Origin of the sequence: Ensifer sp. PDNC004, assembly GCF_016919405.1 — a bacterium.
Lineage (GTDB): Bacteria > Pseudomonadota > Alphaproteobacteria > Rhizobiales > Rhizobiaceae > Ensifer.
In genome coordinates this window covers 1,986,847-2,010,944 of record NZ_CP070353.1, presented here as the reverse complement: position 1 = coordinate 2,010,944, position 24,098 = coordinate 1,986,847, and the positions used below count along the sequence as shown (strand labels likewise).

At 62.7% G+C, this 24,098-nt stretch carries 18 protein-coding genes and 1 riboswitch; of the genes, 9 read left to right on the top strand and 9 right to left on the bottom strand.

Features of this window, described 5'->3' with window-relative positions:
- The first annotated feature begins 34 nt into the window (after positions 1-34).
- The 4 genes from JVX98_RS18050 (at position 35) to JVX98_RS18035 (ending at position 5,312) form a co-directional block, all read left to right on the top strand.
- Positions 35-1,975, top strand: a complete 1,941-nt coding sequence (locus tag JVX98_RS18050; RefSeq protein WP_205239474.1) for a DUF2207 domain-containing protein — start codon at positions 35-37, stop codon at positions 1,973-1,975.
- Between the two features lie 111 nt (positions 1,976-2,086).
- Positions 2,087-4,252 carry a glycine--tRNA ligase subunit beta gene (glyS, locus tag JVX98_RS18045; RefSeq protein WP_192447624.1) on the top strand — a complete coding sequence of 722 codons (2,166 nt, stop codon included), beginning with the start codon at positions 2,087-2,089 and terminating at the stop codon, positions 4,250-4,252.
- A 112-nt stretch (positions 4,253-4,364) separates the two neighbouring features.
- Positions 4,365-4,745 (top strand): cupin domain-containing protein, encoded by a 381-nt coding sequence (locus JVX98_RS18040; RefSeq protein WP_192447623.1) that lies wholly within the window; start codon positions 4,365-4,367, stop codon positions 4,743-4,745.
- Positions 4,746-4,808: 63 nt separating this feature from the next.
- On the top strand, positions 4,809-5,312 hold the full coding sequence (locus tag JVX98_RS18035; RefSeq protein WP_205239369.1) for a DUF523 domain-containing protein: 504 nt from the start codon (positions 4,809-4,811) through the stop codon (positions 5,310-5,312).
- Positions 5,313-5,428: 116 nt separating this feature from the next.
- Here the strand turns inward: JVX98_RS18035 and JVX98_RS18030 are convergent, their stop codons facing one another.
- The 5 genes from JVX98_RS18030 to JVX98_RS18010 all read right to left on the bottom strand — a co-directional run bounded on the left by JVX98_RS18030 (position 5,429) and on the right by JVX98_RS18010 (position 12,207).
- The gene (locus JVX98_RS18030) at positions 5,429-5,947 is read right to left on the bottom strand and encodes a plant virulence effector HPE1-like domain-containing protein (RefSeq protein WP_192447621.1); all 519 of its coding nucleotides are present in this window, start codon (positions 5,945-5,947) and stop codon (positions 5,429-5,431) included.
- Positions 5,948-6,052: 105 nt separating this feature from the next.
- Complete coding sequence (gene purD, locus JVX98_RS18025) at positions 6,053-7,324, bottom strand: phosphoribosylamine--glycine ligase (RefSeq protein WP_192447620.1); 1,272 nt, start codon at positions 7,322-7,324, stop codon at positions 6,053-6,055.
- 106 nt (positions 7,325-7,430) lie between these two features.
- Positions 7,431-9,800, bottom strand: a complete 2,370-nt coding sequence (locus JVX98_RS18020) for a bifunctional diguanylate cyclase/phosphodiesterase (protein WP_205239368.1) — start codon at positions 9,798-9,800, stop codon at positions 7,431-7,433.
- Positions 9,797-10,837, bottom strand: a complete 1,041-nt coding sequence (locus JVX98_RS18015) for a spermidine/putrescine ABC transporter substrate-binding protein (RefSeq protein ID WP_192447618.1) — start codon at positions 10,835-10,837, stop codon at positions 9,797-9,799. The genes JVX98_RS18020 and JVX98_RS18015 overlap by 4 nt, the downstream gene beginning before the upstream one ends.
- Before the next feature lie 173 nt (positions 10,838-11,010).
- Positions 11,011-12,207 carry an MFS transporter gene (locus JVX98_RS18010; protein WP_043625948.1) on the bottom strand — a complete coding sequence of 399 codons (1,197 nt, stop codon included), beginning with the start codon at positions 12,205-12,207 and terminating at the stop codon, positions 11,011-11,013.
- A gap of 110 nt (positions 12,208-12,317) precedes the next feature.
- Between JVX98_RS18010 and JVX98_RS18005 the strand changes: the two genes are divergently transcribed.
- From JVX98_RS18005 to ubiA, 3 genes are all read left to right on the top strand, one after another.
- Positions 12,318-13,133 carry a helix-turn-helix domain-containing protein gene (locus JVX98_RS18005; protein WP_192447617.1) on the top strand — a complete coding sequence of 272 codons (816 nt, stop codon included), beginning with the start codon at positions 12,318-12,320 and terminating at the stop codon, positions 13,131-13,133.
- A 169-nt stretch (positions 13,134-13,302) separates the two neighbouring features.
- A complete protein-coding gene (locus JVX98_RS18000; RefSeq protein ID WP_192447616.1) occupies positions 13,303-14,109 on the top strand; it encodes a MipA/OmpV family protein in 807 nt (268 codons plus the stop codon).
- A 74-nt stretch (positions 14,110-14,183) separates the two neighbouring features.
- Complete coding sequence (ubiA, locus tag JVX98_RS17995) at positions 14,184-15,143, top strand: 4-hydroxybenzoate octaprenyltransferase (protein ID WP_205239366.1); 960 nt, start codon at positions 14,184-14,186, stop codon at positions 15,141-15,143.
- A 403-nt stretch (positions 15,144-15,546) separates the two neighbouring features.
- On the opposite strand, the gene JVX98_RS17990 is transcribed toward ubiA, so the two are convergent.
- Positions 15,547-16,113, bottom strand: coding sequence for a DUF6101 family protein (locus JVX98_RS17990; RefSeq protein ID WP_034801118.1), 567 nt, complete (start codon positions 16,111-16,113; stop codon positions 15,547-15,549).
- Positions 16,114-16,456: 343 nt separating this feature from the next.
- On the opposite strand from JVX98_RS17990, the gene JVX98_RS17985 reads away from it, so the two are divergent.
- Positions 16,457-18,931 carry a DUF1217 domain-containing protein gene (locus JVX98_RS17985; RefSeq protein WP_192447614.1) on the top strand — a complete coding sequence of 825 codons (2,475 nt, stop codon included), beginning with the start codon at positions 16,457-16,459 and terminating at the stop codon, positions 18,929-18,931.
- A gap of 71 nt (positions 18,932-19,002) precedes the next feature.
- Here the strand turns inward: JVX98_RS17985 and JVX98_RS17980 are convergent, their stop codons facing one another.
- The 3 genes from JVX98_RS17980 to JVX98_RS17970 form a co-directional block, all read right to left on the bottom strand.
- Complete coding sequence (locus JVX98_RS17980) at positions 19,003-20,436, bottom strand: FAD-binding oxidoreductase (RefSeq protein ID WP_205239365.1); 1,434 nt, start codon at positions 20,434-20,436, stop codon at positions 19,003-19,005.
- Between the two features lie 142 nt (positions 20,437-20,578).
- Positions 20,579-21,553, bottom strand: coding sequence for an L-threonylcarbamoyladenylate synthase (locus tag JVX98_RS17975; protein WP_205239364.1), 975 nt, complete (start codon positions 21,551-21,553; stop codon positions 20,579-20,581).
- Between the two features lie 77 nt (positions 21,554-21,630).
- Complete coding sequence (locus JVX98_RS17970) at positions 21,631-22,230, bottom strand: DUF6656 family protein (protein WP_205239363.1); 600 nt, start codon at positions 22,228-22,230, stop codon at positions 21,631-21,633.
- Between the two features lie 317 nt (positions 22,231-22,547).
- Positions 22,548-22,749: riboswitch (cobalamin riboswitch) on the top strand.
- Positions 22,750-22,852: 103 nt separating this feature from the next.
- On the opposite strand from JVX98_RS17970, the gene JVX98_RS17965 reads away from it, so the two are divergent.
- Positions 22,853-24,097 (top strand): aromatic ring-hydroxylating dioxygenase subunit alpha, encoded by a 1,245-nt coding sequence (locus JVX98_RS17965; protein WP_205239362.1) that lies wholly within the window; start codon positions 22,853-22,855, stop codon positions 24,095-24,097.
- Position 24,098 lies beyond the last annotated feature (1 nt).

The window sequence follows — 24,098 nt, the reverse complement described above, 5'->3', positions numbered from 1 at the left end:
CCTTGAACCTCAACCGGAAGAAAGCTTGATCCTTATGCCTCGTTTCGCTGCCGCATTTGCCGTTCTGGTGTTTTTGCTGGCAACGGCGGGGGTTGGTCGGGCGGAGGAGGTCTTCTCCGCCTATCGCTCCGTCGTCGATGTCGCCAAGGACGGCACGATGACGGTGACCGAGACGATCACGGCGACGGTCGAGGGCAACAAGATCCGCCGCGGCATCTATCGCGATATGCCTTTGACTTTCACGGACGCCAAGGGCAAGCGCAGCAAGGTCGATTTCAAGCTGCTCTCGGTGGAGCGTGACGGTGAGCAGGAACCTTACCGCACCGAGACGATCAGTGGCGGCATCCGCATCTATACCGGTTCGGCTGAGGTCTTTCTGGAGCGGGGCGAGCATACCTTCCAGTTCACCTACGAAACCGGCCGGCAGATCCGCTTCTTCGACGATCACGACGAACTCTATTGGAACGTCACCGGCACCGAGTGGGATTTCCCGATCGACGAGGCGAGCGCGACCGTGACGTTGCCGCAGGGCGTCAGGGCCGAAGCGCTCGACTACTTCACGGGCGGCTATGGCGCGACCGGCAAGGATGCGCGCGCCTCCAGGGATGGCAGTGAGATCTTCTTTGCCACCACCCGCCGTCTCGATCCCCGCGAAGGCTTGACGATCGCGATCAAGATGCCGAAGGGCAGCATCGACAGGCCCACCTCCAGCCAGGAGAATGCCTGGTGGCTGCACGACCATCTGGCGCTCGTTATCGCCGGTGCAGGCCTGGCCGTCGTCCTTCTCTACTATAGCCAGGCCTGGCTCAGGGTCGGGCGTGACCCGGACCGCGGCGTCATGGTGCCGCGCTGGGATCCGCCGGAGGGCATCTCGCCGGCGCTGGTCAACTATATCGACAACAAGGGCTTTTCCGGTGAGGGTTGGACGGCGCTGTCGGCGGCAGCACTCAATCTCGCGGTCAACGGCCACGTCGTTCTTGAAGACCTTAAGAACGCCATCGTCATTGCCGCCACCGGCAAGAAAGCCGACGAAAAGCTGTCGACCGGCGAGGCGGCGGTGATGAAGGCGGTCAATGCAGGCGGCGGCAAGCTCACCATCGACCGCGCGCATGGCACCCGGGTGCAGGCGACCGGCGCCGATTTCCGCAACGCTATGGAGCGCGAGCATCGCGGCAAGTACTACCACGCCAACAGCGGTTACATCGTCGCCGGCGTCATCCTGTCGGTATTGGCGGTTGCGGCCGTCTTCCAGTTCGGGGATCTCAGCGAGGACAGCCTGCCGCTCGTGATCGTTCCGGTTTTCATCGCTTTCTTCGTCTCGATCCTCGCCGTCTCCTTCGGCAAGTCGCTTCGTCGCGAGAGGAGCCTGATGAGCCGGATCATCTCGATCGTCGTGGTCGCCTTCATCGGTTTCGTCGCCTTCACCATCTTCTCGACCATCCTTGCGGCCGTCTTCTATTCGGCAGCCGAAACCGACGAATTGCCGCTGCTCTTCGTGATCGGCGCGATCGTGCTCATCAACGTGCTGTTCTTCTTCCTGATGGGTGCGCCGACGCCGCTCGGAACGCGGATGATGGATGGTATCGACGGGCTCCGGCAATACATGACGCTCGCCGAAAAGGACCGCATGAACATGCAGGGGGCGCCCGAAATGTCGCCCCGGCATTTCGAGACGCTGCTCCCTTACGCCGTGGCGCTCGGCGTCGAAAAGCCGTGGACCGAGACCTTCGATCGCTGGCTGCTGGCCGCGGCGGCTGGGGCGGCTGCGGCCGCCGCTTATCAGCCGAGCTGGTATCACGGTGACGGCTTCGGCTCGAGCACCTTCGGCGATCGCATCGGCGGTTTTGCCGGATCCATGGCCGACACGATGACGTCCTCCCTGCCGCCCCCGCCCAAGTCGTCATCGTCGGGCTTTTCGACCGGCGGCGGCTTCTCCGGCGGCGGCGGCGGCGGCGGCGGTGGCGGCGGCTGGTAAATCCGCCGCGCACTTGCCCTTGGAAAGCCAAATTCATCGCGGCGCTTGGTGACAATCTTGCCAGAGATTGCTAAGTCCGCCCAACCGTCAGGAACAGAAAAAGTCACTCCCATGCCCGATCTTCTTATCGAACTCCGCTCCGAGGAAATTCCTGCCCGCCTGCAGCGCAAGGCGGCCGGCGACCTCAAGAAGCTGCTGACCGATGCCCTGGTCGAGGCGGGTCTGACCTATGAGGGCGCGCGCGAGTACTGGACGCCGCGCCGGCTGACGCTCGACATCCGTGGCCTCAACGCCCGCTCGGCCGATGTTCGCGAAGAGCGCAAGGGCCCGCGCACCGACGCCAACGAGAAGGCGATCGAAGGTTTCCTTCGCGGCGCCGGCCTTTCCTCGATCAGCGAGGCGCATGTCCATAGCGACCCGAAGAAGGGCGACTTCTACGTCGCCCATATCGTCAAGCCGGGCCGCCCCGCCGAAGAGATCATCGCCGAGGCGATGCCGGATATCATCCGCAATTTCCCCTGGCCGAAGCCGATGCGTTCCGGCGTGGCCTCGGCCAAGCCCGGTGCCTTGCGCTGGGTCCGCCCGCTGCAGTCCATCGTCTGCACCTTCGGATCTGAAACCGAAGAGACCCAAGTGATTGCGTTTGAAGTCGACGGCATCGTCGCCTCCAACGTCACCTATGGTCACCGCTTCCATGCACCGGAAGCGATCACGGTTCGCCGCTTTGCCGACTATGCCGAGAAGCTGGAAAAGGCGAAGGTCGTTCTCGATGGCGAGCGCCGCAAGGAAATGATCCTTGCCGACGCGCGCAACGTCGCCTTCGCCAACGGCCTCGAACTCGTCGAAGACGAAGGCCTGCTCGAAGAAGTCTCCGGCCTCGTCGAATGGCCGCAGGTGCTGATGGGCAGCTTCGAAGAAGCCTATCTCGAAATCCCCTCGGAAATCATCCGGCTGACGATCAAGACCAACCAGAAGTGCTTCGTTACCCGCGCACCCGGTGCCGAGACGCTCTCCAACAAGTTCATTCTGGTCTCGAACATCGAGGCGAAGGACGGCGGCAAGGAGATCGTGCACGGCAACGGCAAGGTCGTGCGCGCCCGCCTGTCGGACGCAGCGCACTTCTGGCACCGCGACCAGGGCAACCTGCCGGACCTCGAAACGCTGGCAGCATCGGCGAAGACGTTCAATCTTGATCTCGCCAAGCCGCTCGACCAGCGCATGGCCAAGCTCGATGCGCTGAACGTCACCTTCCATGCCAAGCTCGGCACCCAGGGCGAGCGCGTCGCCCGCATTCGGGCGCTGGCCGGTGAACTCGCCAAGGTGACCGGTGCCGACGTGAAGCTCGTCGACCGCGCGGTCGTGCTCGCCAAGGCGGACCTGCGCACTGAAGCCGTCGGCGAATTCCCCGAACTTCAGGGCATCATGGGTCGCAAGTATGCATTGCTTCAGGGTGAAGACGACGCAGTGGCGACGGCGATCGAAGATCACTGGAAGCCGAACGGTCCCTCGGACCGCGCGCCGACCGATCCGGTTGCAGTGACCGTCGCGCTTGCCGACAAACTCGACACGCTCGTCGGCTTCTGGGCGATCGACGAAAAGCCGACCGGCTCGAAGGACCCCTTCGCGCTGCGCCGCGCAGCACTCGGCGTCATCCGTCTGATTCTGGAAGGCAAGGCGCGCCTGGCACTGTTGCCCGCTTTCGAAACGGCGCTCGCCGCCCTTCGCGCGCAGAAGCCGGCGCTTGCGGACGACGTTTCGGCCGATCTGCTCTCCTTCTTCCATGATCGCCTCAAGGTCTACCTGCGCGACCTCGGCGCCCGTCACGACCTGATCGACGCCGTGCTGACGCCGGACGCCGACGACCTGCTGATGATCGCCCGTCGCGTTGAAGCGCTGACCGCCTTCATCACCGACGAGGAAGGCCGCAACCTCTTGGCCGGCACCAAACGCGCCACCCAGATCCTGGCCGCCGAAGAGAAGAAGGGCACTGCCGTCGCCGACGCCGTCGATGCCGGCCTCTTCCGTCTCGATGCCGAAAAGGCGCTGCACCAGGCCGTCGAAATTGCTTCGGCTGAAGCACGCGATGCGATCGCCAAGGAAGACTTCCGTTCGGCCATGGAAGCGTTGGCCAAGTTGCGCGAACCGGTCGACCAGTTCTTCAACGACGTGCTCGTCAATGACGACGATGCGGCAATCCGCGCCAACCGCCTGGCGCTGCTCGGCCTGATCCGTTCGGCCACCGGCACGGTCGCGGACTTCTCGAAGATCGTCGGGTAAGGCGGAATCGCCGCCGGGAGACCGGCGGCATCACGCCCGCGCACAAACGTTCAAGCGGCTCGCTGCCCGGCGACCTATATCCTGTCTCCATCACACAAGATGGAGACAACCGATGACGATCGCGACGAAGACTTACAAGCCGATCAATTTCGCCGAAAAACTCTCGCTCTTCACAGATCAGTGGCAGCCGCGCGTCCTTGCCGAACTCAATGACTACCAGTTCAAGATCGTGCGCATCGAGGGCGACTTTATCTGGCACGATCATCAAGATACCGACGAAGCCTTCATCGTGCTCGAGGGCACGTTGCGCATCGACTTCCGCGACGGGGCTGTGACGCTCGGTCCCGGCGAAATGTACGTCGTGCCGAAGGGCGTCGAGCACAAGCCCTATGCGGAGCAAGAGGTGAAGATGCTCTTGATCGAGCCGCGCGGGACGCTCAACACCGGCCACGAGGGTGGCGAACGCACCGCGGAGAACGACCGCTGGATCTGATCCTTGTCCCAGGGCACCACGATCGCACTTGCTGACCGGCATGGCGCCGGGGTAGAGAGAGGCATGCCCGCAAAGATCCTCGTCAGCGCCTGCCTCATGGGCCATGCCGTTCGTTATGATGGCCAGTCGAAGCCGCTTGTTCATCCGGCGATCGACCGCTGGCGCGCGGAAGGCCGTCTCGTGACCATCTGTCCGGAAATGTCGGCCGGCATGCCGGTGCCACGCCCGCCGGCCGAGATCGCCGCCGGCGCCGTCGGCAAGGATGTGCTCGCCGGCAAGGCGAGGGTGGTGGAGATCAGCGGTGGCGATGTCACCGAGGGATTCATACAGGCGGCCGAGAACGCGCTTTCGCTTGCTAGGCAAGCTGACTGTCGCTTCGCGCTCTTGATCGATGGCAGCCCGTCCTGCGGATCGGGCTTCGTTTATGACGGCAGCTTTTCCGGCGCGCGCCATCCGGGTGAGGGCGTCACGGCCGCCCTGCTGCTTGCCAACGGCGTCGAAGTATATTCGGACAGGCAGATCGAGGCGCTGGTCGCGCGGATCGAAGAATTGGAAAGCCCGAAATAAAAAGATTGCGCCCCTGCTTCTCTCAGGGGCGCAATCTCTCGCTTTTGCAGCGATGCCCGTCAGCCATTTAGTGCAGGGGACGGCTGAGCGGGGCAGGGAACTTTCCCGATAGGCGATCAGTCTAGCCGAAGTTCGAGGGTGGACGGATCAAAATCCTGTGAGCCCTCGTTTGCCGCGGGGGTCGCCACCACGGACGCGCCGATCGGTGTCACCGCGGCGGTCTTTGCTGTCTGATCGATGGCAAGAAACTCCGGCTTGGAAACCTGCGGGTTCTGGTCGTTCGAAATGTTCGAGACGGTCACGGTTGCAGCGTCGCCGTCGGTTTCGGCCGTCTTGATCATCTCGTGAGACGGCTTGCTGACGAAGACCACCGGTGAACCACCGAGCCAGGCCTCGGTGCGCACCATCTTCATCTCGCCGTTGATTTTCTTAAGCTCGATCGTTTCGTCGCCAGTCGCAATCGTCGGCACGACATAGGTGACCTTCTTCCGCGATTGCAGCGGCGGGCAATCGGCGCAGGAAACCGTGGAGACGCTGGCATTGTCGGTCGTGCCGGAAGCGATCGCTTCGATCGACGACGCCGCGGCATTGCCAGCGGCAAGGCCAAGGACGGTGGTGATCAGCAACAGGCGCATCGTTTTTCTCCCGGATCGTTACCGGGGAGAATATGCGCGCTCCCTTACTTTCCCGTCAGGAGAATTGGTAAAAATAGAATGATCCGCGAATTGACCGGCTACCGGTCACGCCTTCTCGCGTGCGACCGCGCGCCAGCCGATATCGTGCCGGTAGAAGCCGTTGTCCCAGGAAACGGCCGAAAGGGCCGCATAGGCTCTGTCCTTGGCCGCGCCAGCGCTGGTTCCCGTCGCGGTGATGTTGAGCACGCGGCCGCCGGTTGCGACCAGGGCCCCCTCCTTCATCGCTGTGCCGGCATGGAACACCTTGGTGGTGTCGGACGCTGCGGGGAGAGCACCGATCGGCGTGTTTTTCGCGTAGCTGCCGGGATAGCCCTTGGAGGCCATGACGACGGTCAACGCCGTCTCGTCGCGCCACTCCACAGCCATGCCGGCGAGCGTGCCGGTCGCGGCGGCATAGAGCAGCGGCAGAAGATCGCTCTTCATCCGCATCATCAGCACCTGGCACTCCGGGTCGCCGAAACGGACGTTGTATTCGATGAGTTCCGGACCCTTGGCGGTGATCATCAGCCCGGCAAAGAACACGCCGGAGAAGGGATGGCCGCTTTCCGCCATGCCGCGCATCGTCGGCTCGATGACTTCCTTCATCGTGCGCTCGATCATCTCTGACGTCATGACCGGGGCCGGCGAGTAGGCGCCCATGCCACCGGTGTTCGGCCCCGTGTCGCCGTCGCCGACGCGCTTGTGGTCCTGCGCTGACGCCAGCGCCAGCGCCGTCTTGCCGTCCGAGAGGCAGAAGAAGCTTGCTTCCTCGCCGTCGAGATAGGCTTCCACCACCACCTCGGCGCCGGCGGCGCCAAAGGCACCGGCGAAACAATCGTCGACGGCGGCGAGCGCCTCGTCGAGCGTCATGGCGACGGTGACACCCTTGCCGGCGGCGAGGCCATCGGCCTTGATGACGATCGGTGCACCCTGTTCGCGCACATAGGCCTTGGCGCTCTCCGCATCGGTGAAGCGGCCATAGGCGCCGGTCGGAATGTCGTAGCGGGCGCAGAGATCCTTGGTGAAGCCCTTGGAGCCTTCGAGCTGGGCGGCGGCGGCAGAGGGGCCGAAGACGGCGATGCCGGCAGCGCGCAGCACGTCGGCAAGACCGGCGACCAGCGGTCCCTCAGGCCCGACCACGACGAAATCGATCGCTTCCTTGCGGCAGAAGTCGGCGACGGCCGCATGGTCGTCCGTGTCGAGTGCAACGATTTCCGCTTCTTCGGCAATGCCTGGATTACCCGGCGCGGCATAGAGCTTCGTCAGTTTCGGCGACTGCGCGATCTTCCATGCAAGGGCGTGTTCGCGCCCACCCGATCCGATCAGAAGAACCTTCATTGCAGCCCCCGATATCCCGAAAATGTTGCGCTGCGGTTAGGACGGCAGGGCGGCAAGGTCAAGGGAAAATGGGAGTTCCGGTGGCGATTCTCGCAATCGCCACCTCTCAGGCGATGGCCTGGCGGCTCTGTTGCTCGTCCAGCGCTTCGTCATGCGCGTAGCGCGCAGTGCGTGTCAGCGCCCAGATCGCCAGATCCTCGATCGGCAGCGGCTTGCTGATGAGGTAGCCCTGGAACAAGTCGCAGCCGGCCGCCGTCAGCATGGAGAGCTTCTCCGGCGTGTCGATGCCTTCGCCGACGACCGCGACGTCCTTGGCGTGGCAGAGCGCGATCAGCGCCTTCAGAACCGGCAGGGAATGCGACGCGGTGAGGTTCGATACCAGCGCCCGGTCGAGCTTGATGGTATCGGCGGTGTATTCGATGATCTGCTGCACGGACGTGTAGCCGGCGCCGAAGTCGTCGATCGAAAGCCGGAAGCCGTTCTGGCGGAGCGCGTCGATGTTGCGGCGAAGCTGGTCGCTGAACTTGACGGCAAAGGTTTCGGTCAGTTCGATCTCGATCGAGCGCGCCTCCAGCCCATGCCGTTGCAGGCAGTCGGCGAAGTGGTCGGCAATCGCCTTGGAGTGCAGTTCGGCCGAGGAAATATTGATGGCGAGCACGGTTTCGGGGCCGAACAGGGCCTTCAACTGGCCGCAGTCGGACATCGCCTTGTTGATCACCCACCAGTCGATCTTGGTGAAAAGCCCCGAGCTTTCGGCGATCGGCACGAATTCGTCCGGGGTGACGTTGCCGAGCACCGGCGAGTACCAGCGCAGCAGCGCTTCGCAGCCGGTGACCCGGCCTTCGGTATCGACCATCGGCATGTAGACGAGGTGGAACTGCTCGTCCGGATCGAGCGAGCGCAGTTCATCCTGGATCTGGCGCAGCCGCGTACGCTTGTCGTGAAGCGCGCGCGAGTAGCGGGCCGAGCGGTTCTTGCCGCTGGTCTTGGCCTGATACATCGCCGCATCGGCATTCGCGATCAGCTCGGTGAGGTTGGTGGCGTCATCCGGGCAGATCGCCGCACCGATGCTTGCGGTCACCGGATAGCGCTTGTCGGAGACTTCGAAGCCGTCCTCGAAAAGCGAGAGGATGGCGCCCGAGATTTCCCGGACTGTCCCGTCGCCCGGGCGCGAACGCACCAGCACGGCGAATTCGTCGCCCGAAAGGCGCGCGAGGATGGCCGGCTTCTGGCCGCGGCGTTCGGTAATCGCGTCGACCCGCTCGGCGATGCGGGTCGCCAAGGTCTTCAGGAGTTCGTCGCCGATCTCGTGGCCATGCTTGTCGTTGACGAACTTGAAGTTGTCGATGTCGATGAACAGCAGGCTGCACTTCTCGCCGGCCGCGATCGCCTCCCGCACGACGCCGGCGGCGAGTGCGTTGAAATGGCCGCGGTTGCTGATCCCCGTCAGCGTATCGGTCCAGGAACTGCGCTGCACGAGCTTCAGCGATTGCACCGACTGGCGGTGCAATTCGCGGATGTTTTCCGTGAGGCGCCCGATCTCGCCCTTTTCTTCCATGTCGCGGATTTCGTCGCGCGCACCGACCATCACCGCCATCACATTGGCGTCGAGGGTGGCGATCGGATCGGTGATGAAGCGGCGGATCAGCATGATGATCAGCCAGATCGAGAACAGGCTCATGGCGACGGCGCCGAGCGCCAGCAGGAACTTCTGCTGCGCCATCAGTGCATCGAAATGCTCGCTCGAAACGGTGAGCGTCGCATAGAGCGAGGGCCCGAGATGCACGCTTGCCGAAAGGTCGTCTGTGACGGCCAACGGCCAGGGCTGCAGTGCGATGTCGGAGCCGTATTCCTTCTTCAGTGCCTGCTGCATGTCGAGGAAGCGGTCGGGCTGGATCGCGACCTGCACGAGCAGGGCGTTCGATTTCTTGCTCGGCAACGGCCGGGTGAAGGCAATCGGGTCGAGGAAGAAGGAATAGACGATACGCGGTCTCTGGCCCGCTTCGTAGAGATAGGTCCAGTCGGCGAGCTTGTCTTCGCGGATCAGCCGGCGGGCGAGGTTGAGCTGCGCCTCGTCGATCTCGGCGAACGGATCCCAGCTGTTTTCGAAGTAGTATTCGGACTTGAGCTCCGAACTCAGAAGTGCAAGCGACACATAGCCCGTCGGATCGTCGAGCAGCGATTTGACGCTCTCCTGCAGCCGCACGCCGAGCGCATTGGCGCGATAGCTCGCATCTGTTTCGGAAACGTACTGGCGCAGCGAATTGCCGTTCAAGAGCGCATTGAGAAAGCCCTTGCTGCGACCGATCTCGTTCTGGAAGACGGCGGCCGCATGTTCAAGGCGCTGCGACAGCTTGGCATGCTCGAGCGCGCGAATGGAGCGGCTCTGCGTGACGTGGACCGAGATCGCCGCCAGCAGATAGCCGGCAAGCACCACGGGAAAAATCAGGATGAGCGCGCGTTTGCCGAGGTTCACTGGAAATTCGCCAATGTGCTGATGATCCGTCGGCGCAATTGCACCGATTCTGTGGACAGTTCCTGTTGATACTGGCTCTTGGCCAGAATGTCGGGCGAGGGGTAGATCGCCGGGTCGGAGCGGACCTCTTCCGGCAGGAGTGCGTGGGCCGCCCGGCTTGCCGTCGGCATGTTGAGTGCCAGCGCATTGGCGGCGGCACTCCCCGGCGAGCCGAGATAGTCGAGCAGCGCCAGCGCCCGATCCTTGTTTTGCGATTTGGCAACGACGGACATGCAGTCGAGCCAGGAGAGCGTGCCTTCCTTGGGAACCACGTAACGCCATATGCCAGGAGTGCCGGCCTTGGCATTGAGGACATGCTGGTCGCCGCTGTAGCCGAGCGCCATGTAGATGTCCTTGCTGACGGCAGGGTTCTGGATCGAGCTGATGACGTATTCGTAGGTGAGCACGGAAGGGGCCTGTTCCTTCATCAGCGTGAAGGCGGCCCTCAGCGTGCTGCTGTCATTGGTGTTAATCGATTGGCCGAGCAGCATCAACGGCGCGACGAAGGCTTCGTTGTGGTCGTCGTACATAGCCACATGCTTGGAAAGCGCAGGGGCAGGGCGCATCAGATCCTGCCAGGAGGTCGGTGCTTCGGATAACACGTCGGAGCGGTAGAGAATGCCCATCGTGCCCCAGAGATAGGGCAGGCCCCGGCCGGAGCAGCGCGTGCGCCAGCTTTCGTCGTAGTCCCTGAGCGAGGCGACGTTGGTCTCGTCGAGCTTTTCGAGAACGCCCTTGCGGCCGAAGAGGGCGGCACTGTTTTCGCCGGTTACCACCAGGTCGACGCGGCTGTTCGGATCGGCCAGCACCTCGTCGCGGGTATCGCCGCTGTCGTAATAGACCTGGTGCACCGCAACGCCCGTGATCGACGACCAGCGGTCGAGGATCTTCTGGTCGATATAGGATTCCCAGATGAGCAGGTTCAGGGTCTCGGCCGGTGCCGCCGTTGCGAATAGCAACGTCGCCAATAAGGCCGGAATCGCCGTTCGCCCCTGCATTGTATACCCCTGCCCAAGCCCGTCAGACGACCGTAGCGCGCAAAAATTTATGAATGATTACGTAGGGCTGCGCGCGGCCGCGGGGTGGCGATGGCTGTGTCTTTCGAGAAACGGAAACCGGGCGCCGCATGGCGGCGCCCGGTCCGATTTTCCAGGTCTTTCTGCCTGATCTTTTATCGTGCCGGGATCCTCGGCAGGAGGATGGTGAGCACGCCGAGCAGCGGCAGATAGGAGCAGATCGTGTAGACGAACTCGATGCCCTGCCGGTCGGCGAAGATGCCGAGTACGGCAGCGCCCATACCGCCGAAACCGAAGGCGAACCCGAAGAAGACGCCGGCAATCAGTCCGACGCGACCGGGAACCAGCTCCTGGGCGAAGACGACGATCGCCGAGAAGGCCGAGGAGAAGATCAGGCCGATAATGACGGAGAGCACGCAGGTCCAGAAGAGGTTCGCATAGGGCAGAATCAAGGCGAAGGGGATGACGCCGAGGATCGAGAACCAGATGACGAAGCGGGCGCCGTAACGGTCGCCGATCGGGCCGCCGAGGAAGGTTCCGGCTGCGGCAGCACCCAGGAACAGGAACAGCATCAGCTGCGCCTGCTGCACCTCGACGCCGAATTTCTCGATGACGAAGAAGGTGAAGTAGCTGGAGATGCTCGCCATGTAGACATTCTTGGTGGCCGTCAAAAGCACGAGCACGGCAACCGCCCACATCACCCGGCCCTTCGGCAGGGGCAGGGCCCGGCTCGGGGCTGCGCGGCTCATGGTCGTGCGGCGATGGCGGACATACCAGGTGCTGACCCAGGAGAGCACGAAGAAGCCGATGATCGCGACGATCGAGAACCAGCTGAGGCTCCCCTGGCCGAACGGGATGACGATGAAGGCGGCGAGCAGCGGACCCATGGCGCTACCGGCATTGCCGCCTACCTGGAACAGCGATTGGGCAAGGCCGTGGCGACCGCCCGAGGCAAGGCGGGCGATGCGGGACGATTCCGGATGGAAGATCGCCGAGCCGACGCCGATCAGGCTGGCAGCAACCAGAAGAACCCAGAAGTCATGGGCGTTGGCGAGCAGGATCAGGCCGCTGCAGGTCGAGAGCATGGCGAGCGGCAGGGAATAGGGCAGGGCCCAGCGGTCGGTGATGATGCCGACGGCCGGCTGCAGCATCGATGCCGTCAGCTGGAAGGTGAAGGTCAGGAGGCCGATCTGCACGAAGTCGAGCGAGTAATTCGCCTTCAGCAGCGGATAAAGCGCGGTCAGCAGCGACTGCATGATGTCGTTCAGCATATGGCAGAAGCTGACGGCGAGGATGACGGAGAAAGCCGTCTTCTCCGGGGAGATCCCGGAAGTTGAAGTCACGGTAGACATGGGTGATTCCTTGCCGTCTCGAAGGTTGTGTGCGGCGTGGCCCCATCTCTACTGAGGTTGCGATTGGCCTGCTTTTGTGATCTGGTCGATTTCTTTCGTGAGTGGGCCAAATGGCGATCCGTCGATATCCGCTACCGCAGCTTCCCGATGACGATCACTTCCGGAACCTCGACTGGGTCGAGACCGGAAACGCCCCGGTGCTCGCCCTCGGACGGGATTACAATGCCGGCCTCCTCGTGCCTTTTCACAAACACACCCGGACCCAGCTCTGGTGGGCGCGCGGCGGCGTCGTGCTGATGCGCACCGAGCGCGGGCGGTGGATGGTGCCGCCCGGCCACGCTCTTTTGATCCCGGCGGGCATGGAGCATTCGGCCGAGATGATCAGCGACGTGCGCATGCACTCGATCTACTTTGCGCCGGACCTTTTGCGCGCCGAGCGGCCGATGGTCATGGAAATCAATCCTTTGGCCGGCAGCCTCGTCGATGCCCTCGTCAGCGTCGAGAACGAGGCGATGTCGGAGCGGCGCGAACAATTGGTGACCGATCTGCTTCTGGAGGAAATCGGCCGCCTGCAGGAGCGCCCGCTCGGCCTGCCGTTCCCGCGCGACGAACGGCTTGCGGCGCTTTGCCGGCAATTTTTGCAGGCGCCATCGGCGGCCGCCAGCATCGACCAGTGGGCCGACAGGCTGGGTCTCAGCCGCCGCTCGTTCACGCGGCTGTTTCGCAACGAGACGGGCGTCAGCTTCGTCACCTGGCGTCAGCAGGCCTGCATCTTCGCCTCGCTGCCGCTTTTGGCCGACGGTGAGCCGATCATCAACGTGGCGCTCGATGCCGGCTATGAGAACGTCGCGGCCTTTACCACGATGTTCCGCCGCATGCTGGGCAGCCCGCCGAGCGTCTATCTGAAGACCTATCTCGGCCAGTGACTGTGGGCAGCTAAGCGCTCATGGGAAACGAAAGCTGAATTGACCTGGTTAACGGAATCGTAGGAACAAGGGCCAATAACTCGCCATGTGCCGTTCCTGCCCACTCCCTCCTTCGGCCCGACGGCACGGCCAATTTCGCCCCGGCGAATGCATCTTCCGGAGTTGTTTCTTGCGTATCCGTTCTCTTCTTCTCCTTTCTGGAACCCTTTTGCTGTCGGCAAATGCCGCCTCTGCCGGCGACGGCCAACATTTCTGGTCCGGCGACTGGTACCTGAAGGTCGGCGCCACCGGCTTCTACGGCCCGAAATACGAAGGCGCTTCCAAGCGCATGTTCCAGGCTGCCCCGCTGATCTCGCTCGGCAAGGCCGGCAGCACGGTCCGCTTCTCCTCGCGCAATGACAACATGTCCTATGCGCTCGTCGACCAGGGCAGCTTCCGCGCCGGTCTCGTCGGCAAGCTGATCTTCGAACGCGATTCCGGCACCTCCAGCGACCTCAAGGGTCTTGATCCGATCAAGTTCGGCGGTGAAGCCGGCGGCTTTGCCGAGGTCTACCCGACCGACTGGCTGCGCGTGCGCGCCGAGGTCCGCCAGGGCATTCGCAGTCACCACGGCGTCGTCGCCGATGTTGCGGCGGACGCCTTTGCTGATGTCAGCAGCAATGTCCGTATTTCCGGCGGCCCGCGCCTGTCGGCGGCCACCAGCGGCTACTACACGGCCTACTACGGTGTGAATGATCGCGAGGCGGCGGCCTCCGGTCTCAGCAACTATACCCCGCATGGCGGCGTCGGATCGGCCGGCGTCGGTGCCGCGATCACCTGGCAGGCAACCGAAAAGCTCGAGACGAGCGCCTATGCCGAATACAAGCGCCTGCTTGGTCCGGCAGCCGATTCCAGCCTCGTTCGCGAACGCGGCAGCCGCAACCAGGTTCTCGTCGGCCTGTCGGCAACCTACCGCTTCGATTTCACGCTTCCCTGATCAGGCGTTTTGCTCCCTTGGTCGGCGGCGATCTCGCCGCTTGACCGGTCGGGCCTGCGGCGTCAAACAGGGATATGAACACAATCTCTGCCGATTCCGGCCGCGTTCAGGACGCGCCATCCAACAACTGGGTCTATCGCGTGCTGCCGCGTGCGCTCTGGCCCTATGCGCAGCTCGCTCGTTGGGACCGTCCGATCGGCTGGCAACTGCTGCTGTTGCCGTGCCTCTGGTCCGTGGCCCTGGCGTCGGGCGCGGCGGCCAGCGCCGGTCAATTCTCCTTCGGCCGCTTCCTGTTCCATTGCTTCCTGTTCACTGTCGGCGCCATCGCCATGCGTGGCGCCGGCTGCACCTACAACGACATCGTCGATCACGACATCGACATGGAAGTTGCCCGCACCCGCTCGCGGCCGCTGCCGTCGGGCCGTGTTTCGCGCCTTCAGGCCAAGGTGTTCATGGTGCTGCAGGCGCTCGTCGGCCTTGTGGTGCTGTTGCAGTTCAACACCTTCTCGATCGTGCTCGGCATCCTGTCGCTGGCGATTGTCGCGATCTACCCTTTTGCCAAGCGCTTTACCGACTGGCCGCAGTTTTTCCTGGGGCTAGCGTTTTCGTGGGGAGCGCTGATGGGCTGGGCGGCCGAGTTCGGCACGCTCTCCTTGGCCGCCGTTCTGCTTTACGGCGCGGCGATCGCCTGGACGATCGGTTACGACACGATCTACGCTTACCAGGACAAGGAGGACGACGAACTGATCGGCGTGCGCTCGACGGCGCGGCGCTTCGGTGAAAACCCGCGCCCCTGGCTGATCGGCCTTTACGGCATCGCGACGCTGCTTGTCCTTCTGTCCTTCGTCGCAGCCGGCGCCGGCGCGGTTGCCTATGTCGGCCTTCTGATCGCAGCGGCGATGCTGACCTATCAGATCCTCGTCCTGAACATCCACGATCCCGCACAGTGCCTGGCGCTGTTCAAGTTCAACGGCATCGTCGGCTTGATCATCTTCGCCGGGCTGGTGCTGGCGCTCATTCTGCGCATGATATGAAAAATCCTCCGTTGTGGCGGAGGATCGTCTTCATTGCCCCATGGGTCGGCCCGCCCGTTGCGGGCCTGCAAAAATCTCAGGCCCAGCTGATGTCGCGGGCGGCCTTGCGCTTGCGTGCCTCGTGACGCGCACGGAAACTGGACAGGACGGCGGCAACGATTGAGGCGATGTGCTTGCGCATCGGGTTTCTCCTTCTTTCGTGGTCTTGGCTATGAAGCCCATATGGCACGAAGAAGGCGATGCGACTGTTTCCGGGGGAACATCCGGTAAATCGTCGGGGGAGGCGGCAACGCCGTCAGGGCAAGCGTGCCCGTAAGAAATATCCCGACAGATCTGACCGCACCAAACGCGACAGCCGGCCGCAGGGAACGGCCGGCTGTCGCGCTGGAGGTAGGCTCTGCAATTAGCTGCGGGCGATGATCTCGCGCCCGTCGATCTTCATGTGTACGCCAAGCGTGCCGGTGGAACGGCGCACGAGGAAGCGCGGGCGGCGCTCGGCGAAGAAGGAGTGGCGGCGGCGCGGCTTGACGGGCGCGGTGCGCACGTCGCCAAGGTGCTCTTCGAGCGGCCTTGCCACGCCATCCGCTTCGACCATCAGCATCGGAATGCGGTAAGCTTCTGCCCAGGCGCGCCAGTCGGCCGCGATGTCGGACAGGTCGTGTGCGACGAGCAGCGGGACACAGAGGTCCGGGTCGTCGTGATGAAGTTCCAGCGTCACTGTAACGTCTCCGTCGCCGTGATCGATCGCGCGAGCCGCGACCCCCTTGAATGCGCGCGCCGGCAGTGCGATCGAAAGCGGCAGGCCGCTCGATGGTAGCACCTTGCGCAGAACTGCGCCACGCTCGTCCAGGCTGATCGTGACATTACCGGTGTGACCGCGCAAAGCGTAGCTCGCCTGCTGTGGAAAGCGCTGCGGATCAAGACGGAGCGTGTTTTCGACCCATGCGGGTTGAGAGAGTGTGTTGCGCATTTCAATCGCCCTTGTTTTTCCTTGAGAGCCGGTTTCCGGTCTTCTCGTCGGGACTTTTTCGTCCTCTATGAGCAGGAGAATAGGCGGCGCCCTTTCCGAACGACTTAAAATTCGCGGTTAAGAAAACTTTGCGTTTTTCGATGGTTAGCAAAAGCCGACCGGTCAGGGTTTCCGTTTCGTCAACAGTGCGACTGCATTCGTTCCGATCAGGCGCACCTGCGCTGTCGTTCGAACTGCCGGAAAAGCCACACGCAAGCCAGCTCTGCAATCATGACGCGTCAGAATTCTATTTCGGGGCTCGGGTCCGGCCTGTCCCCATGGGTAACCGACGAGGCGCCAGGGCATGGTATCGACCTATCTCGACTACAGTCGCATCACGCGGGACATGAGGAGCAGCCTCAACCGCATTGCCCAGCAGCCGCAGATCGCGCGTGAAGCCGAATATTATAAAGAGAACATCGGCAGTGTGAAAACTGTCGAGGAGTTTCTGGACGACTATCGACTCTACTCATACGCGATGAAGGCACATGGCCTGGAGGACATGACCTATGCCAAGGCCTTCATGCGCAAGGTCCTGGAAAGCGACCTTTCGGACGAAAACAGCTTTGCCAGCCGTCTCACCGATGAACGCTACCGCAACTTCGCGCAGGCCTTCAACTTCAGCTCGTCGAAGCCGGTGGCTCAAACCAACGCACAGCAGGATGCGCTGATCGGTCTCTACAACGAGCGGATCGCTAGCCTCGACACGGTCATGCGCGGCGAGATGGCCTATTTTGGCGCGGCCATGGATCTGGTCACCGATGTCGACAAGTTTCTCGGCAACGAACGGCTGCGTTCGTTTGCCTTTACGGTCTTCGGGCTGGACACGAAGACATTCAACTACACTGAAGTGCGCAACGCCCTGACCAGTGACCCGGCCGCACTAACCGCAAGCCGCACGGCCGACATCACGAGACGGGATGAAGCGGTCAAGCTGCAGACGGACCTCGACACACGGAGGAAGTCTCTCGCGGCGATCGATGTGCTGACCGCCCAACTGGCTGAAGCACCCTCTGCGGACAAGCCGGCTATTCAAGCGAAGATCGACGAACAGAACGCGATCGTCGCGGATCTCGATGCCAAGCTGCCGCCACGCGATCAGGCTCCTGCGCTGATGACATCGCTCGGCCAGGAAATCAACCAGCTGAACGGGCGCATCCGCAGTTTCGCAACCTACATCAAGTTGGCGGAAACGTTCAACTTCAACGCCGACGGCACCGTTCCTGCCGGTGAGAAGGCGATCAGTGAAGAGAAGAAGACCGCGCTCAACAACATCTACGTCTTCGAAAAACCCGGCGATACCCCAATGGGCGGAACGCGCCTGACCGGTGCCGGGGCGCTGCTCAACAAGGAATACTACGAGCAGAAGATCGCCGGCATTACCAGCATTTCTGAGCTGACAAGCGATAGCCGGCTGTTCAATTACATCGTCACAGCCTTCGGCCTCAAGTCATCGACAACGGTGCCGTCGACGATCGAAAACATTCTCACCAGCGACATCAACGACCCGAACAGCTACGTCAACACACAGGGCGGCGAGTACAATGCCGCCTTCAAGGCGATGCACAAGGCCTTCAATTTCCAGGCCGACGGTACGCTGCAGCCCGGCAAGACGGCACAGAACGCAGATCAGTTGAAGACCACGTCCGACGGCTACATGGTGCGCTACAACGACAAGGGCGACGCCGAAGACGAAGCGATGGTCAAGAGCTTCAAGCTCTTGGTCAACACGATGGAATCGGTCGACAAGCTGCTTGCCGACAAGGGTGTGGTGACGTTCACGCTGCGCGCCTTCGGACTAGAAGAAGAGGGGCTGAGCACGCGTGAGCTGAGGCGCATCCTGACCAGTGATCTCAACGATCCCAAGAGCTATGCCAACACGCTGCGTGACGAGCGCTACGTCAAGCTCGTGAAGGCGTTCAATTTCAATCCCGACGGGACGCTCGGCGCGCCGAAGCTCGCGCAGAGCGACTCCGACATCATGAGCACGGCGAGGGACTACATCATCGCCAAGTCCCGCTTCGGGACCGATGACGAGAAGAAGGTCGCCAAGCAAAAGGCCCAGGACGAAGCCAAATACTACACCGCCGAGATCGCGAAGATCGAAACACTGGATGACTTTCTGAAGAACCGGCGACTGGTCGATCTGGTCCTTGTCGGCTCCGGTATCGACCCCGAGACGGTCAAGAGCGATTATCTCAGAGAGATGTTCACGTCGGATCTCGAAGATCCGAAGAGTTTTATCAACACCGATCCGAACGGGCTGAAATACCGCGAGATCGTCTCGTCCTTCAACTTCGACAAGGACGGCAAGATCGTCCGGGGCGAGGCAGGCCATATCCAGACCCGCCGCGGTCTCATCACCACGGTCGATCTCTTCCTCAACCAGTCGCTCGAAGAACGGGAAGGCGCCGACAACGGCGGCATTCGTCTTGCGCTCTACTTCAAGCGCAAGGCCCCGGAGATCAATACTGCATACGACATCCTGGCCGACCGCGCCCTGTTCGAGGTGATCAAGACCGCCTACAGCATGCCGGAGGGCTTGCAGAACGCCAAGATCGAAGCCCAGGCGGCCTATATCGAGCGCACGATCAACCTCAAGGAATTGCAGGAGCCCGGGAAGATCGACAAGCTGCTGCAGCGCTTCACGGCACTCTATGACGTCGAAAACAACCAGGACGTTTCGCCTGGTCTCGCGATCCTGACCGGCGGCGGGGGCGGCAGCGTCAGTGCCGAAACGCTGATGACGCTCTCGCAGCTACGCGCCGGCGGCCGCTGAGGCCTGCCGCCTGATGGCCGAGCTTCGGCTTGGCGGATGCATGGTAGCTCGCCGCGCGAGGCGGGCCGCCGTCATCGGTCAGCGCGCAACACCTTGTCGGGGTTCATGATGCCCGCGGGATCGAATGCGTGCTTGATGCGTTGCATCAGCTCGATTTCGATCGGGGCCCGGACCTCGGCGAGTTCGTCGCGCTTCAACTGGCCGATGCCGTGTTCGGCAGAGATCGAGCCGTTATACCCAAGCACGATGCCGTGGACGATGGCGTTGATTTCGCGCCAGCGGTCGAGGAAGGCCTGCTTGTCGGCGCCGACAGGCTGCGAAATGTTGTAGTGGATGTTGCCGTCGCCCATGTGGCCGAAGGAACAGATGCGCGCGCCGGGAATCGCTTTCATGACGGCGGCATCCGCCTCCTTCATGAAGGCCGGAATGCTGGAGACGGGCACGGAGACATCGTGCTTGATCGAGCCGCCCTCTGGCTTCTGCGCCGGTGACATGCTCTCGCGCATGTGCCACAGCGCCTTGGCCTGTGTCTCGTTGGCGGTAATTACGGCATTCTCGACGAGGCCGGCCGCATATCCCTGTTCCAGAAGATCCTGCACCATCCGTTCCGCGCTTTCGGCGCTATCGGATGTCGAGATATCGATCAGCGCGTACCAGGGATGGATCGTTGCCATCGGGTCACGAACGCCGGGGATGTGCTTGGCGGTGAATTCGACGCCGAGCCGCGGCATCAGCTCGAAGCCGGTCAAAGCCGCTCCACAAAGGCTGGAAGCTTTTTCGAACAAAGCGAGCGCTTGCTCGACGGTGCCGACCCCGGCAAAGGCGACCTGATGTCCGAGTGGCTTCGGGAAGAGCTTGAGCACGGCGCCGGTGATCACGCCGAGCGTACCTTCGGCACCGATGAAGAGATCGCGCAGATCGTAGCCGGTATTGTCCTTTTTCAACCGGCGCAGCCCGTCCCAGATTTCGCCGGTCGGCAGCACCACCTCGAGGCCGAGGCAGAGCTGGCGCATGTTGCCATAGGCAAGCACGGCGGTGCCGCCGGCATTGGTGGAGAGGTTGCCGCCGATGCGGGCCGAACCTTCCGAGCCGAGCGACAGCGGGAACAGGCGATTGTGCTCGTCCGCCGCCTTCTGGATGTCGGCAAGGATGCAGCCGGCATCGGCGACGATGACATTGCCGACCGGATCGATGTCGCGAATGCGGTTCAGCCGTTCCAGCGAAAGAACGATGTCCGCCTTGCCCTCCCGCGGGATCTGCCCGGCGACGTGGCCGGTGTTGCCGCCCTGCGGCACGATCGCCGTGCGGGTGGCGCTCGCAAGCTTCATGATGCGCGAGACCTCGTCGACGGAGCCCGGACGCAGCACCATCGGCGTCGTGCCACGGTAAAGTCCACGCGATTCGACGAGATAACGCGCCTTGTCCGGTTCGGCCGTCAACACGTTGGCGCTTCCGACGATGTCGGCGAAAGAAGCGATGAATTCGGGAGAGGGAAGGGTGGTCATGGGCCTCACTTCGCATTGCGCCTGCGCGCTATCGGATCGGTCGATCTGAGGATGTGATCCTCGGTTCCTGGTCGGCGGCGATCATAACCGCAATGGGTGCCGTTCGGTGAGGGCGGGTGCGCGGAAGATGCCGCACACTATCTTACCCTCGTGGTGCGGCTGCCCGCTGCAACCGATCGATGATGGCTTCCCCCAGCCCGTCCGAAGGGATAGGCCCGAAGGCGATGGTCTCTGCGCCGCTGGCATCCGCCCGTTTCATGTAGTCGAAGAGATTGGCGGCGGCTTCGCGCAGATTGCCGGTCGGGCTGAGGTCGAGAACGATGGCCGCCTGTTCCTCGCCGGCAATCCGATTGCCGCCGAAACGGATCAAGGCTTCGCCGGCATGCACCTCGGCGGCATCGAGCCGCACGGCAGCGCCGGGCGCATAATGCGAGGCAAGCATGCCCGGCGCCTCGATCGTCGCTCCCGCGGTCTCCGGCCGGATCACCGGACGGCCGAGCAGGCGTTCGATCTCGGCAGCATCGAGGCCACCCGGCCGAAGCAGCCGGATCTCGTCGCCATCGACCTTGATGATCGTCGATTCAAGGCCGATCTGGGCCTGGCCGGCGTCGAGGATCAGCTTCAGTTTTCCACCGAGATCGGCCTCGACATGGGCCGCACTGGTCGGGCTGATCTTGCCTGAAGTATTGGCGCTGGGCGCAGCCAATGGCCGTCCGAAGCGGGCGATGACCCGGCGCGAGAAACCGTCGGGCATGCGGATGCCGAGCGTGTCGAGGCCGGCGGACGCCAGCGCATGAACCGTGCTGTCGGCGCGCTGCCGAAGGATCAGCGTCAGCGGGCCGGGCCAGAAGGCTTCGGCCAGCTGCCGGGAAACCGGATCGAAGTGCACATGGGCTTCGGCCATCGCCATGTCGGAGACATGCGAGATCAACGGATTGAAGCGCGGGCGCCCCTTCATCTCGTAGATGCGGCTGATCGCATCAGGGTTGGTGGCGTCGGCGGCAAGGCCGTAGACGGTCTCGGTCGGAATGGCGACCGGTTCGCCTTCGGCGAGAACGTCGCAGGCACGCGCGATCGCGCGGTCCGGTTCCCTATCCGTATCGATGATCTCAGCCATGCCGTTTCCTTTCCGACGCTTCCTTAACGGACGCACCGGAAAAACAGAACGATTTTCTTTGAAGCAACCGGTTCGGCTCAGAGGCTGCGGATGATGCGGCGCAACGCGTCATCCTTGGCGCCGAGCATCAGCACGTTTTTCAGTGCGACCTTGGGATCGTCGGTGCGAAACAGCAGACCGTTGTCACGAAAATTGCGGTTGATGACCATTTGGCCGGCTTCCGCGCCCGGTTCGATGGCAACGGCGAAATACATGCGCGAATAGCCGGGCTGGATGCCTTCGAAAAAATGCGTCTCGTGGCCGAGGTCACAGTAGAAGTTGGCGAAGTAGAAGGACCAGGTGATGTCCTTGGAGGGAGTAACCGGCGTGCGCGCCGCCGTCACGTGACAGTAGCCGAGATGCGGCCGGCCGACGAGCGTGCGGTGGAAGATCATCTTCGGGAACTGGATCGAGGTGTGAAACCCGTTGATCCGCTTATGGGTCGTGTCGCCGGCGGTGTTGAGCTTCTTGCCCGTCCTGTCCGCAACTTCCTCATAGCTCAGGTAGCGCCGCTCGCTCGGCACCCATTGCCTGCGATTGATCCGGCCCGTGCGCAGGAATTCGGTATGAACCGCCATCTTCGGCGGGATTGTCGGCGGCGCCTCGGCTGCCGCGTCGTAGTATCTCAACTTTGCCATGATCGTCAGCGCGCCATCTGCCTGCCTGCAGGACCTCTCTCGTCCGCCGGCTAGGCTAGCGGCTCATGGTTAATGAATGATTGCCTCCTGGCTGCATCATGAGCGTTCCCCATCTGACCGGATGTCGCAAACGGGCGAAGCTTTCCCGCGTCTGCGCCGCCCGCGCCACAAAAGGCGGCAAATGCCCAAGACGTGGGCTATCTATATGTTTGTAGTGTAAAAATTCTAAGACAGGCGCCGTTGATGGCGGTTTTTCCCGTGTCGTCATTCTGGAATTGGATGTCGCTATCCGGCAGCTGCCAGGGCGGTTTCCGCGATTACATATCCCTACTCAAGGTGCCGTTTTCGAAGAGAAGGCGGAGAATTGGGAAGCCGGTCAAATCCCGGCGCTGCCCCCGCAACGGTGGTGGAGCGAAAGCCTCGGCAAAGGCCACTGGACGGTTCGTCCGGGAAGGCGCCGGGCTGGTCCGAACGGACGGCTCCTGAGCCCGGAAACCAGCCTTGACGGACATAACCGTAACGGGTTGCGGCGGGCAGCCGGATCGGAGCCGACAACGCATGGGCGTGCGCCCATGCGGGTTCCTGTCCTGCCTCTCCAAGACATGGCGCATGAGGACAGGACATGGAAACCAGAAACGATATGCTTCGAAAGCTGAAGGGCCGGCGCGACGGCTACAGCCTCGATCGGGCCTTTTATATCGATCCCGACTACTATCGGCAGGATCTGGAAAACATCTGGTACAAGGATTGGCTGTTCATCGGCCATGACTGCGAGATCCCGCGGGCCGGCAATTATTTCACCGTCCAGGTCGGCGACTACCCCGTTGTCATCACCCGCGATCGCCAGGGTGCCATCCGGGCATTGCACAACTCCTGCCGCCATCGCGGCTCGCGCGTCTGCACGCAACAGAAGGGCTCCTCGGCCAAGCTTGTCTGTCCCTATCACCAGTGGACGTACGAGCTCGACGGCTCGCTGCTCTTCGCCCGGCAGATGGGCGAGGATTTCGACAAGGCAGCCCACAGCCTGAAGCCGATCCATTGCGAAACGGTCGGCGGCTACATCTTCATCAACTTGTCGGAAAAGCCGATGGATTTCACGGCGTTCCGCGAGATGGCCTTGCCCTATCTCGCGCCGCACCGGCTCGGCGAAACCAAGGTCGCGTTCGAAAGCACCATCGTCGAGAAGGGCAACTGGAAGCTCGTCTGGGAAAACAACCGCGAATGCTACCATTGCGCCGCCAATCACCCGGAACTCTGCCGCACCTATCCCGAAGCCCCGACCGCGACCGGGGTGCAGGGCGCCAAGGATGATCCCGTGATTGCCGAACATTGGGCTAAATGCGAGGCCGAAGGCTTGCCGAGCGAGTTCAGGATGTCGCCGACCGGCCAGTTCCGCGCCGCCCGCATGCCGCTCATCGACAATGCCGAAAGCTACACCATGTCAGGCGCGCGCGCCGTGAAGAGGGCGCTTTCGGCCGATGTTTCCCAGAGCCAGATCGGCACGCTTCTGATGTTCCACTACCCGACCACCTGGAACCATGTGCTCGCCGACCACGCCATCACCTTCCGTGTGCTGCCGCTCGGGCCTGAACTTACCCAAGTGACGACGAAGTGGCTGGTCAACAAGGATGCGGTCGAAGGCGTCGATTACAATCTCGAGGAACTGACGCATGTCTGGACCGAGACCAACGATCAGGATCGCCAGATCGTCGAAGAAAATGCCTTTGGCATCCGCTCGCCGGCCTATGAGCCCGGCCCGTATTCGCCCGAGCACGAAGGCGGCGTGATGCAGTTCGTCGAGTGGTACTGCAAGTTCATGGAGCAGCGCCTTGCTGGCGACGCGGCTCCGCTTTCAAGGGTCGCCTGAC

What these genes read in the sequence shown, in the direction of transcription:
- JVX98_RS17975 (WP_205239364.1), bottom strand. Translation starts at nt 21,553, where the DNA reads ATGGCTGAGATCATCGATACGGATAGGGAACCGGACCGCGCGATCGCG.
- JVX98_RS18010 (WP_043625948.1), bottom strand. Translation starts at nt 12,207, where the DNA reads ATGTCTACCGTGACTTCAACTTCCGGGATCTCCCCGGAGAAGACGGCT.
- purD (WP_192447620.1), bottom strand. Translation starts at nt 7,324, where the DNA reads ATGAAGGTTCTTCTGATCGGATCGGGTGGGCGCGAACACGCCCTTGCA.
- JVX98_RS17985 (WP_192447614.1), top strand. Translation starts at nt 16,457, where the DNA reads ATGGTATCGACCTATCTCGACTACAGTCGCATCACGCGGGACATGAGG.
- JVX98_RS18015 (WP_192447618.1), bottom strand. Translation starts at nt 10,837, where the DNA reads ATGCAGGGGCGAACGGCGATTCCGGCCTTATTGGCGACGTTGCTATTC.
- glyS (WP_192447624.1), top strand. Translation starts at nt 2,087, where the DNA reads ATGCCCGATCTTCTTATCGAACTCCGCTCCGAGGAAATTCCTGCCCGC.
- JVX98_RS17970 (WP_205239363.1), bottom strand. Translation starts at nt 22,230, where the DNA reads ATGGCAAAGTTGAGATACTACGACGCGGCAGCCGAGGCGCCGCCGACA.
- JVX98_RS17990 (WP_034801118.1), bottom strand. Translation starts at nt 16,113, where the DNA reads ATGCGCAACACACTCTCTCAACCCGCATGGGTCGAAAACACGCTCCGT.
- JVX98_RS17980 (WP_205239365.1), bottom strand. Translation starts at nt 20,436, where the DNA reads ATGACCACCCTTCCCTCTCCCGAATTCATCGCTTCTTTCGCCGACATC.
- ubiA (WP_205239366.1), top strand. Translation starts at nt 14,184, where the DNA reads ATGAACACAATCTCTGCCGATTCCGGCCGCGTTCAGGACGCGCCATCC.
- JVX98_RS18040 (WP_192447623.1), top strand. Translation starts at nt 4,365, where the DNA reads ATGACGATCGCGACGAAGACTTACAAGCCGATCAATTTCGCCGAAAAA.
- JVX98_RS18035 (WP_205239369.1), top strand. Translation starts at nt 4,809, where the DNA reads ATGCCCGCAAAGATCCTCGTCAGCGCCTGCCTCATGGGCCATGCCGTT.
- JVX98_RS18050 (WP_205239474.1), top strand. Translation starts at nt 35, where the DNA reads ATGCCTCGTTTCGCTGCCGCATTTGCCGTTCTGGTGTTTTTGCTGGCA.
- JVX98_RS18005 (WP_192447617.1), top strand. Translation starts at nt 12,318, where the DNA reads ATGGCGATCCGTCGATATCCGCTACCGCAGCTTCCCGATGACGATCAC.
- JVX98_RS18030 (WP_192447621.1), bottom strand. Translation starts at nt 5,947, where the DNA reads ATGCGCCTGTTGCTGATCACCACCGTCCTTGGCCTTGCCGCTGGCAAT.
- JVX98_RS17965 (WP_205239362.1), top strand. Translation starts at nt 22,853, where the DNA reads ATGGAAACCAGAAACGATATGCTTCGAAAGCTGAAGGGCCGGCGCGAC.